Source organism: Kribbella sp. NPDC054772 (assembly GCF_053611945.1).
The window spans coordinates 3,608-14,012 of sequence record NZ_JBSHBJ010000061.1 but is presented as its reverse complement, the minus strand read 5'-3'; the positions used below and the strand labels follow the sequence as shown (position 1 = coordinate 14,012).

The window sequence follows — 10,405 nt, the reverse complement described above, 5'->3', positions numbered from 1 at the left end:
GCCCCGCTTGGCTCCCACAACACCCCCGGGGGCGCGCCCCCGGGGGCGCCGCCCAGCTTGTGTCCGCTTGTTTTCACACACCCCCGTCGGGGTGGGGCGCGTGTGTGGGGGGCGCCCCCCCATGCCATGTTCAGTGGATCAGTACTGCATCAGACGGACTTCGATCAGGGCTGCTTCAGGAACATCGAGGTGAACTCGAAGAGGCCCTGTGTCGGGTCGTTGATCGCGTGCCCGATGTTCTTACCGGTCGGCATGTTGCTCGCGCTGTAGTACAGCGGGATCACCGGGAGGTACTTCTCCAGGATGTCCTTGTCGACCTTCGTCCACTCCTTCAGCTGCTCGTTCGGCTCCTTGGCCGAGACCGCGTCGATCTCCGCGTCCAGGGCCTTGTCCTGCAGCTGGCCGACGCTGTTGCCCAGGGCGATTGCGTCGGACTTGAACAGCACCGGCATCCAGCTGGTGGCGCTCGGCCAGTCGGAGCACCAACCGGTCGGGGTCTTGCCGATGTTCACCGGAGCGTTCTGGTCACCGGTGAAGGTACGGATCTTGGCCTTCGGGACACCGATGGCCTTGACCTTGAAGCCGGCCTTCTCGAACATCTGCTTGCGGAACTGCGTGGTACGGGTCGAGATCGGGTCGTCGATCGAGTAGTACCAGCTGAGCTCGAAGTTCGACTTGCCCAGCTTGGCCAGCTCGTCCTTGACCTCCTTGGCGACCGCGTCGTCCTCGGCGCCCTTACCGGTTCCGTTCAGGCCCGGCAGCTCGTACTTCTCGAAGCCCGGGACGGCCGGCGGCAGGATCGTCGACGCGGGCGGGTCGTCGGTCGGGTTCAGACCGGCCACCTTGCGCCAACCATCGGTCGGGTGCGCCTTGGCGATCAGCTTGCGGACCTCCAACGGAATCTTCCGGGTGTCCATCGTGTACATGATCGTGCAGGGCGACGGGCCCTTGGTCAGCTGCGACTGGTCCTTGACCTCAGGAAGCAGCGAGACGTCCAGGTTCGAGTAGTTCACCGCGTTGCCGTCGGGGCCGGCGCTGGCCAGCACCTGACGCTGCACCTTCAGGGTGTCCTGGGCGAACTTGAAGTCCCAGCCGTCGACGTACTGGTGCCGCACCGGGTCGGTGTTCGGGTCCCAGTTCGGGTTCTTCGCCAGCTTGAGCTCGGCACCCGGCTGGTACGACGTGACCTGGTACGGGCCGGTCGTCATCGGGCGCTGCTCGTAGTTCTTCTGGGTGTCCTTCGCCTTCGGGATCGGCGTGAACATCGGGAAGGCGACGTAGTACGGCAGGTCGTCGAACTTCTTCGCCAGGTGGATGACCAGCGTCGAGTCGTCCGGCGTCTCGACACCAGCGTAGGTGTCGCCGCCCGGGCCGTACGGGCCCTTGTACTTCTCGCCGTCCTTGAAGAACTGGATCTGGTAGCTGGGTCCGGCGTCGTACAGGTCGTGCGCGAAGGACCGCTTGATCGCGTACGCGTAGTCCTCGGCCTTGACCGGCGTGCCGTCCTGGTACTTGATGCCCTTCTTCAGCTTGAAGGTCCAGGTGAGGCCGTCGTCCGACTTCGTACCGAGGTCTTCGGCGAGGTCCGGAACCAGGACCGGCTTGTGGTCCGGGCCGTCCAGGCGGTACTGCGTCAGCGTGCGGAAGAACAGCTTCTCGATCTGGTTGCCGTCGGTGTAGTAGGTGTTCGACGGGTCGAACGTGTCCGGGGTCACGTCCGACAGCACGGTGATCGTGCCGCCCTTCTTGGCGCCCTCTACGTCAGCCGCAGGACCCTTCGCAGTGGCGTCCGTGGCCTTCTCCTGGGCGCCCCCCACGCTGTTGCTGTCGCCTTTGTTGCCGCTGTTCGAGGACGGGCTGCCGCAAGCCACGGCGGCCAGCATGACCGTCGCCGCGATTGCGGTGATCCGTTTCCACTGCATGGTCGGGTTTCTCCTTTTCTGCCGCTGGGGCAATCGCCGAACTACCGGCGAGTCTTGGGGTCGAAGGCGTCCCGGATGGCGTCTCCGAGCAGCGCCAGCGCGAGCACCAGAGCGGTGATCCCGATGACGGGCAGCCAGAGGTACATCGGGTCGGCCTTGAACCAGTTGGTGGCGACCGCGATCGTCTGCCCCCAGGAGGGCTTCGGTTCGACGAGTCCGACACCGAGGAAGGACAGACCGGCCTCCGCGGTCACGTACGCCGGGAGCGACAGCGAGGCCGAGATGACGATCGGGGCCACCAGGTTCGGCAGCAGCTCCTTGAAGAGCACCTGCCGGGTGGGTACGCCGATCGCTTTGGCGGCGAGCACGAACTCGCGTTCCCGCAGCGAGAGCACCTCGCCGCGGATGATGCGAGCCAGGCCGGCCCAGCCGAAGAACGAGAGCACGAAGATCAGCACGTAGAACCGGATGTCCGCCTGCTGCTCAGGGCCCAGGTTGAACGAACCGCCGCGCATCGACTCGACGATCGGCACCAGCGCGATCGCGAACAGCAGGTACGGCAGGCTCAGCACGAAGTCGATCAGCCACGAGATCACCCGGTCGGTCCAGCCGCCGAGGAAGCCGGCCAGCAGGCCCATCACGACGCCGACCACGGTCCCGACGACGGTGGCCAGGAACGCGATGATCAGCGACGGGCGGGCACCGAACACCCAGCGGGCGAAGTTGTCCCGGCCGGTCTTCGGCTCGACACCGAACCAGTGCGAGCCGTTCGCGCCGATCGTCGGGAAGCCGTACTCGTCCACCAGGTCGGTGTGGAAGGTGCCGATGTCCTGGCCCTCGAGCTTGGCCAGCAGCGGCGCGAAGACCGCGACCAGGATGAAGAACAGCACGATCGTCGCGCAGATCACCGCGACCCGGTCCTTGCGGAGCCGGTCGAAGGCGATCCGGCTCGGAGACTTCCCGTGCGGAGTGGCCGCGGTGCGGGTCGGCTCCGCCGACGCCGGGTGTTCTTCGACCCCTACGGTCGAGTCGGGCGACCCAATACTCATTCGCACTCCGTCAGCTCAGTCGGCCGGATTTCGGTCCGTTGATCCGGCGCCCATCGGTGGATAGCGTGCCGGATCTTTGTTGTCTGGTTGGGCTTGCGTCAAATCCCCTTGACAGGGCGCTTCCCCCTAACCGCGCGCTAGCCTGCCTGACACTGTGACACCAAACCAGCGGTGCCCGGCACCAGTGCACAAATCGTTACCGGAACGGGTACTGGAACGGAACATTTGCCCCGTTTCGTCACCGTTCGCAGTCAATCCTTCGCGAAGCGCGTCGGCACAGGCTCGTCAGTGGCCAATTTGTGCCAGTATGTTACAAATCGTAACCATTGGTGCCAATGGCGTGATCGTGACGCTTCGTAGCATTCGGCAGCCCGCATGGACATGAGTACGCGGTTCGCCCGCCGGCCGCGGGGCCGGAAAACGAACCGCGAAGGGGTACCGCGTGAATTGCCCGGGATCACCGGTCGGTGATCCCGATTGCATTAGCGCGGTATCTAACGGACGTGCACGGTGACGAACGGCGGCTTGACGACGTTGAAGGTTTCCTGACGGCCACGGATGTCGACGGTGACCTCGTCGCCCTCCTTTACCGCCGCGTCCAGCAGCGCCAGCGCGACGCCCTTCTTCAGCGTCGGTGAGAACGTCCCGGACGTGACCTCGCCGAGGGCCGCGCCGGACTGATCCAGGACCGACATGTGCGGCCGCGGGATGCCCCGTCCGGCCGCGAGCAGGCCGCGCAGGATCCGGGCCGGTCCGCGCTCCTTCTCGGCCCGTAGCGCCTCGTCGCCCCAGAAGTGCTCCTTCTTCCACCCGACAGCCCATCCGGAGCGCGCCTGCACCGGCGTGATGTCGGGAGAGATGTCCTGGCCGTGCAGCGGGTACCCCATCTCGGTCCGCAGCGTGTCCCGGGCTCCAAGCCCGGCCGGGGCGATGTCGTACTGCGCACCGGCGTCCAGCAACGCGTCGAACACGGCCACCGCGGCAGCGTTCGGTACGACGAGCTCGTACCCGCGCTCGCCCGTGTAACCGGTCCGGCACACCACGACCGGCGTACCGCGGAAGTCGGCGACGTCGAAGGACATGTAGTCGTGGCCGGTCGGCAGGCCGATCGCCGCCACCACCTCGTCGCTCTTGGCGCCCTGCACCGCGAGGATCGCGTAGTCGTCGTGGACGTTGGTGACCTCGACGCCGTCGGGCGCGCTCTCCTGCAGCAGCCGGACCACCTCGGCGGTGTTGGCCGCGTTCGGGATCAGGAACACGTCGTCGTCGGCGTGCAGGTAAGCGATCAGGTCGTCGACCACTCCCCCGCGGTCGTTGCAGCACAGCGTGTACTGCGCCTGCCCCGGGGTGATCTTGCCGAGGTCGTTGGTCAGGCAAGCGTTCACGTACGCCGCCGCGCCCGGACCCTTGACCGTCGCCTTACCGAGGTGACTCACGTCGAAGACGCCGACCGACGTCCGGACCGCGGTGTGCTCCGCCACGACCCCGGCGTACTCCAGGGGCATCTCCCAGCCGCCGAACTCGGCGAACTTGGCACCGAGCGCGACATGACGCTCGTGCAGGGGCGACTTCTTCAGATCAGACGACTCGGTCATGGAGGCGAAACTACCTGACGCGTAGCATGCGGAGGCAGCTTGCACGTACCGTCACGACCGGCCGTCTGAGTCGCCGGTCAAGGAGGACTGAGGATTTCGTGACCACCATCACCCTGAGCAAGTCAGATGCCGCCGGCGTCAAGACCGACGCCGTGGTCATCGGCGTGGTCAAACTCGGCGGCGGCGTCGCTCTGCCGGCCGGCACCGAGTCGCTGAACGCCGCGTACGGCGGGAAGCTGGTGGAGGTGCTCGCCGGCCTCGGCGCCACCGGCAAGGCCGGAGAGGTGACGAAGGTGCCGGGCCCGAAGCCGGGCAAGTCGGCGACGCTGATCGCGGTCGGTCTCGGCGCGGCTCCCGACGGCGAACTGAAGACCGAGGACCTGCGGGTCGCGGCCGGCACCGGCGTCCGGGCCGTGAAGATCAGCCAGTCCGTCGCGTTCGCGCTGCCGACGCCCGACGCCGAGTGCGTCCGCGCGGTGGCCGAGGGCGCGCTGCTCGGTCGGTACGCGTTCACGGCGTACAAGTCGGGTGACACCACCGAGGCCCCCGGCAACCTGACCGTGCTCACCGACCTGGCCCGGAACAAGGACGCCAAGGCCGCGCTCGAGCGCGCGCAGGTGACCGCCGACTCCGTCGCCCAGGTGCGCGACTGGGTGAACACCCCGCCGTCCGACCTGCACCCGGCCGAGTTCGCGGCCGACGCGGTCAAGCTCGGCAAGGAGTACGGCGTCAAGGTCGAGGTGCTCGACGAGAAGGCGCTCGCCAAGGGCGGGTACGGCGGCATTCTCGGCGTCGGCCAGGGCTCGACCAACCCGCCGCGGCTGGTCCGGCTGACCTACACGCCGAAGAAGCCGGTGACGCACCTGGCGTTCGTCGGCAAGGGCATCACGTTCGACTCCGGCGGCCTGTCGCTGAAGACGTCGACCGGCATGGTCAGCATGAAGTCCGACATGGCGGGTGCCGCCGCGGTGATCGGCGCGACGCTGGCCATCGCGCGACTCGGTCTCCCGGTCCAGGTGACGACGTACGCCGCGATGGCCGAGAACATGCCGTCCGGTTCGGCGGCCCGCCCGTCCGACGTCCTCACCATGTACGGCGGCAAGACCGTCGAGGTGCTGAACACCGACGCCGAGGGCCGGCTGGTGCTCGGCGACGCGCTCGTCCGGGCGTCCGCGGACCAGCCCGACCTGATCGTCGACGTGGCCACCCTGACCGGCGCCTGCGTTGTTGCCCTGGGCACCAAGGTGGCGGGCGCGTTCGGCAACACCGACGCCGCGCGCGACCGGGTGGTGGATGCGGGCGTCGCGGCCGGTGAGTCAATGTGGCCGCTGCCGATCCCGTCCGAGATGCTCGACAAGCTGAAGTCGCACTCCAAGGTCGCGGACCTGGCGAACATCACCGGCGAGGCCTGGGGCGGCGCGCTGGCGGCGGCCGCGTTCCTCGGCGACTTCGTTGCTGACGGCATCGAGTGGGTGCACCTGGACGTGGCCGGCCCGGCGTTCAACGACGGCGGCGCGTCCGGCTACACCCCGAACGGCGGCACCGGGTACGCGGTCCGCACCCTGGTCGAGCTGGCTGCCTCAGCGAGCTGAGTAGCGGATCTCCAGCATGACGCAGCCGACGGTCGTCAGGTACGGGCCGTGCGGCATCCCCGGCGGCCGGCAGGCGTAGTCGCCGGGGCGGAACGTCTGGTCGAGGGTGAGATCGGTCAGCTCACCCTCGAGCAGGTACACCTCTTCTATGTATTGGTGACGAATGATCTCGTCGCCTGACGTCGTCCCGGGCGCCCAGCGCGCCAGGCGGGTCAGCGTGCCGTCGGGGGCCTGGCTGAGGATCCTCTCCGAGATCCCGCCGCCCGCGTCCGACCACGCGAGTTCACCAGTGGGGAAGAACTCGCGCTGTTCTTTCATGGACGGGTTAGGCCTTGCCGTTCCGCTTCATTCGGGCGTTGTACTCCCGCATCCGCGGCGGGTACCCGACCACGGCCGCGTCGTACGACGGGATGCCCAGCCGGTTCGCGAAGTCGTGCGCCCATTTCACCGACGGGACGCGGCGACGGGTCCACTCACCGTCGATCGCGACCAGCAGCAGGGTGTAGTCGGTGACCGCGGTCCGCGGCTCGACGAAACCCTCCACGCCTTGCCGGGTCTGGGCGAAGTCCCGCAGGTGCGCCTGGTCCGGGGAGTCCGCCCGGCGCATCGTTCCGGCTTTCTGCCGGCGACCGAACCACTTCATGACGACAGTGTCCACTATGTGTGCAAGTCGGGGCCCGGAATCCTGGATAACGGTTGCGGCCGGTTCCGGCAGGCGCGCCGCGACCGGCCCGGCGGTGGTTCCGGGTGCGATCGGTGAAAGGATGACGCCGGGCCGGCCCCGCGATCCGGGACCGTCAGCCCCGGACCAGACCCACGGAGGAACCTGTGACTGACAGTGGTACGACGTACGACCTGGTGATTCTCGGAGGCGGCAGCGGTGGGTACGCCGCCGCACTGCGCGCCGCCACGCTCGGCCTGTCCGTGGCGCTGGTCGAGAAGGACAAGGTCGGCGGGACCTGTCTGCACCGTGGGTGCATCCCGACCAAGGCCCTGCTGCACGCGGCCGAGGTCGCCGACTCCGCCCGCGAGGGCGAGCAGTTCGGTGTCCGGACGACGCTCGAGGGCGTCGACATGGGCGGTGTGAACAAGTACAAGGACGGCGTCGTCGACCGACTGTTCAAGGGTCTGCAGGGGCAGCTCAAGGCTCGCGGTATCACCGTCATCGAGGGCGAGGGGCGGTTGACCTCCCCGACCACCGTGCAGGTCGGCGACACGACGTACACCGGCCGGAACGTCATTCTTGCCTCCGGCTCCTACTCGCGGTCGCTTCCCGGTCTCGAACTCGACGGGCACCGGGTGATCGCCAGCGAGCACGCGCTGACCCTGGACCGGGTTCCGGAGTCCGCAGTGATTCTCGGTGGCGGCGTGATCGGGGTCGAGTTCGCGTCCGCGTGGACGTCGTTCGGCACCAAGGTGACGATCGTCGAGGCGCTGCCGCGGCTGGTCCCGGCCGAGGACGCCGACTGCTCGAAGACGCTGGAGCGGGCGTTCCGGAAGCGGAAGATCGCCTTCAAGACCGGTACGCCGTTCGAGTCGGTCGCGGTGACTGATTCCGGCGTACGGGTGACCGTGGCGGGCGGCGAGGTGATCGAGGCCGAGGTACTGCTGGTCGCGGTCGGCCGCGGACCGAACACCACGGGTCTCGGGTACGAAGAGGTCGGCGTCGCGCTCGACCGCGGGTTCGTGACCGTCGACGCGACGCTGCAGACCAGCGTGCCCGGCGTCTATGCGGTCGGCGACATCGTGCCGGGGCTGCAGCTCGCGCACCGCGGCTTCCAGCAGGGCATCTTCGTCGCCGAGCACCTCGCCGGGCTGTCGCCGGCGCCGATCGACGAGGCCGGGATCCCCCGGGTCACGTACTCCGAGCCGGAGGTCGCGTCGGTCGGACTGACCGAGGACCAGGCCCGGGAGAAGTACGGCGACGTCGAGATCCTCAACTACAACCTCGGCGGGAACGGCAAGTCGCAGATCCTGAAGACGTCCGGCTTCGTGAAGCTGGTGCGCGCTCGCGACGGCGCGGTAGTTGGTCTGCACATGGTTGGCTCGCGTGTCGGCGAGCTGATCGGCGAGGCCCAGCTGATCTACAACTGGGAGGCGTACCCGGCCGACGTCGCGCCGCTCGTGCACGCCCACCCGACCCAGAACGAAGCCCTCGGCGAGGCCCACCTGGCACTCGCCGGGAAACCTTTGCACTTCCATGACTGACCCTGCTGGAACCTTTCAGTAGGTTTGAGCTGCTGAGAGCCTGCGGGCGTCCGTGACCCGGATCCCGCTCGCTCCGGCGGCACCGTAGGCTGACACTCGACCGATCAGACGAAGGAGCAACGACCGTCATGCCGACCTCTGTATCCCTGCCGGCCCTCGGGGAGAGCGTCACCGAAGGAACCGTCACCCGCTGGCTCAAGCAGGTCGGCGACACGGTTGCCGTCGACGAGCCCCTGCTGGAGGTCTCGACCGACAAGGTCGACACCGAGATTCCCTCTCCGGTGGCCGGAACCCTGCTGGAGATCAAGGCCGCCGAGGACGAGACCGTCGAGGTCGGCGCCGAACTGGCCGTCATCGGCGACGCCGGCGAGGGTTCGGCCCCCGCCGCACCGGCCGAGCCTGCCACCGAGCCGGCGCCGGCTGCTGCGCCCGCCGAGTCCGCCCCGGCCCCGCAGGCTGAGGCTCCGGCCGCTGCTCCGGCTGCCGCCGCTCCGGCCGCCGCTGCTCCCGCGCCTGCTGCTGAGCCTGCTGCCGCTGCGCCGGCTGCTCCTGCTTCCGGTACTTCGGTCACGCTGCCCGCGCTCGGTGAGAGCGTTACCGAGGGCACCGTCACCCGCTGGCTGAAGCAGGTCGGCGACGACGTGGCGGTCGACGAGCCGCTGCTCGAGGTCTCCACCGACAAGGTCGACACCGAGATCCCGTCGCCGGTCGCCGGAAAGCTGCTGGAGATCAAGGTCGCGGAGGACGAAACCGTCGAGGTGGGCGCCGAGCTCGCCGTCGTCGGCTCCGGCGATGCTGCCCCGGCAGCCGCGGCGGCTCCTGCTGCACCGGCCGAGTCCGCTCCTGCTCCGGCCCCGGCTGCTGCTCCGGCTCCGGTCGCTGCTGCGCCTGCCCCGCAGGCCGCTCCGGCTCCTGCCGCCGCCCCCGCTCCGGCCGCTGCTCCGGCACCGGCTGCTGCTCCGGCACCCGCGGCTTCCGCTCCGGCTGCGTCCCCCAACGGTGCCGCGACCGACGGTCCGAACTATGTAACTCCGCTGGTCCGCAAGCTCGCTGCCGAGCACCAGGTCGACCTGAACGCTGTCCAGGGCACCGGCGTCGGCGGCCGGATCCGCAAGCAGGACGTGATCGCCGCCGCCGAGGCCAAGAAGGCTGCCGCGGCAGCCCCGGCAGCCCCGGCCGCCGCGGCTCCGGCTGCGGCCGCTGCCCCCGCAGCGAAGGCCCCGGCGATCAGCCCGTTGCGCGGCACCACCGAGAAGATGAGCCGGATCCGCAAGGCGATCGCGGCGCACATGGTCAACTCGCTGAAGGTCTCGGCGCAGCTGACCACCGTGGTCGAGGTCGACGTCACCGAGATCGCGAAGCTGCGGAACAAGAAGAAGGACGAGTTCGCGGCCCGCGAGGGCGTCAAGCTGTCCTTCCTGCCGTTCTTCGCGCTGGCCGCGGTCGACGCGCTGAAGCAGTACCCGAAGCTCAACGCCTCGATCGACGAGGAGAAGGGCGAGATCACGTACCACGCCGCCGAGCACCTCGGCATCGCGGTGGACGTGGAGCGCGGCCTGATGGTCCCGGTCGTGCACAACGCCGGCGACCTGAACATCGCCGGCCTGGCGAAGAAGATCGCCGACCTCGCCGACCGCACCCGGACCAACAAGGTGCTGCCGGACGAGATGGCGGGCGGCACGTTCACCATCACCAACACCGGTAGCCGGGGCGCGCTGTTCGACACCCCGATCCTGAACCAGCCGCAGGTCGGCATGCTCGGGACCGGTGCCGTGGTGAAGCGCCCGGTCGTGATCACCCACCCGGAGCTCGGCGAGACGATCGCCATCCGGCAGATGGTGTACCTGGCGCTGACCTACGACCACCGTCTGGTCGACGGCGCCGACGCGGCCCGCTACCTGACCGCGGTCAAGCAGCGCCTCGAAGAGGCCCAGTTCGACGTCTGATCGGACCGAACGCATGGGGGGGGGGGGGGGGGCGGGCGGGGGGGCGGCGCCCCGCGCCCGGCCGGGGCGCGGGAGCGCGGGCGCGAGTGGGGC

Annotated in this window: 8 protein-coding genes; 3 read left to right on the top strand and 5 right to left on the bottom strand. The window is 68.9% G+C overall.

What is annotated here, in order from left to right:
* Positions 1 to 164: 164 nt before the first annotated feature.
* From ACWGID_RS40980 to gcvT, 3 genes are all read right to left on the bottom strand, one after another.
* Positions 165 to 1,922 carry an ABC transporter substrate-binding protein gene (locus ACWGID_RS40980; RefSeq protein ID WP_452204797.1) on the bottom strand — a complete coding sequence of 586 codons (1,758 nt, stop codon included), beginning with the start codon at positions 1,920 to 1,922 and terminating at the stop codon, positions 165 to 167.
* A gap of 41 nt (positions 1,923 to 1,963) precedes the next feature.
* On the bottom strand, positions 1,964 to 2,971 hold the full coding sequence (locus tag ACWGID_RS40975) for an ABC transporter permease (protein WP_452204796.1): 1,008 nt from the start codon (positions 2,969 to 2,971) through the stop codon (positions 1,964 to 1,966).
* A gap of 494 nt (positions 2,972 to 3,465) precedes the next feature.
* Positions 3,466 to 4,566, bottom strand: a complete 1,101-nt coding sequence (gcvT, locus tag ACWGID_RS40970; protein ID WP_452204795.1) for a glycine cleavage system aminomethyltransferase GcvT — start codon at positions 4,564 to 4,566, stop codon at positions 3,466 to 3,468.
* Between the two features lie 98 nt (positions 4,567 to 4,664).
* On the opposite strand from gcvT, the gene ACWGID_RS40965 reads away from it, so the two are divergent.
* A complete protein-coding gene (locus tag ACWGID_RS40965) occupies positions 4,665 to 6,158 on the top strand; it encodes a leucyl aminopeptidase (protein ID WP_452204794.1) in 1,494 nt (497 codons plus the stop codon).
* Here ACWGID_RS40965 and ACWGID_RS40960 read toward each other — a convergent pair.
* Positions 6,147 to 6,476 (bottom strand): cupin domain-containing protein, encoded by a 330-nt coding sequence (locus tag ACWGID_RS40960; protein WP_452204793.1) that lies wholly within the window; start codon positions 6,474 to 6,476, stop codon positions 6,147 to 6,149. The two genes, ACWGID_RS40965 and ACWGID_RS40960, sit on opposite strands and share 12 nt — an antisense overlap.
* A gap of 7 nt (positions 6,477 to 6,483) precedes the next feature.
* On the bottom strand, positions 6,484 to 6,801 hold the full coding sequence (locus tag ACWGID_RS40955) for a hypothetical protein (RefSeq protein ID WP_452204792.1): 318 nt from the start codon (positions 6,799 to 6,801) through the stop codon (positions 6,484 to 6,486).
* A gap of 185 nt (positions 6,802 to 6,986) precedes the next feature.
* On the opposite strand from ACWGID_RS40955, the gene lpdA reads away from it, so the two are divergent.
* Positions 6,987 to 8,366 carry a dihydrolipoyl dehydrogenase gene (gene lpdA, locus ACWGID_RS40950; protein ID WP_452204791.1) on the top strand — a complete coding sequence of 460 codons (1,380 nt, stop codon included), beginning with the start codon at positions 6,987 to 6,989 and terminating at the stop codon, positions 8,364 to 8,366.
* A gap of 128 nt (positions 8,367 to 8,494) precedes the next feature.
* On the top strand, positions 8,495 to 10,312 hold the full coding sequence (sucB, locus tag ACWGID_RS40945; protein WP_452204790.1) for a 2-oxoglutarate dehydrogenase, E2 component, dihydrolipoamide succinyltransferase: 1,818 nt from the start codon (positions 8,495 to 8,497) through the stop codon (positions 10,310 to 10,312).
* Positions 10,313 to 10,405 lie beyond the last annotated feature (93 nt).

Coding starts and splice junctions, on each gene's coding strand:
- ACWGID_RS40960 (WP_452204793.1), bottom strand. CDS start 6,476: ATGAAAGAACAGCGCGAGTTCTTCCCCACTGGTGAACTCGCGTGGTCG.
- sucB (WP_452204790.1), top strand. CDS start 8,495: ATGCCGACCTCTGTATCCCTGCCGGCCCTCGGGGAGAGCGTCACCGAA.
- ACWGID_RS40955 (WP_452204792.1), bottom strand. CDS start 6,801: ATGAAGTGGTTCGGTCGCCGGCAGAAAGCCGGAACGATGCGCCGGGCG.
- ACWGID_RS40980 (WP_452204797.1), bottom strand. CDS start 1,922: ATGCAGTGGAAACGGATCACCGCAATCGCGGCGACGGTCATGCTGGCC.
- gcvT (WP_452204795.1), bottom strand. CDS start 4,566: ATGACCGAGTCGTCTGATCTGAAGAAGTCGCCCCTGCACGAGCGTCAT.
- ACWGID_RS40975 (WP_452204796.1), bottom strand. CDS start 2,971: ATGAGTATTGGGTCGCCCGACTCGACCGTAGGGGTCGAAGAACACCCG.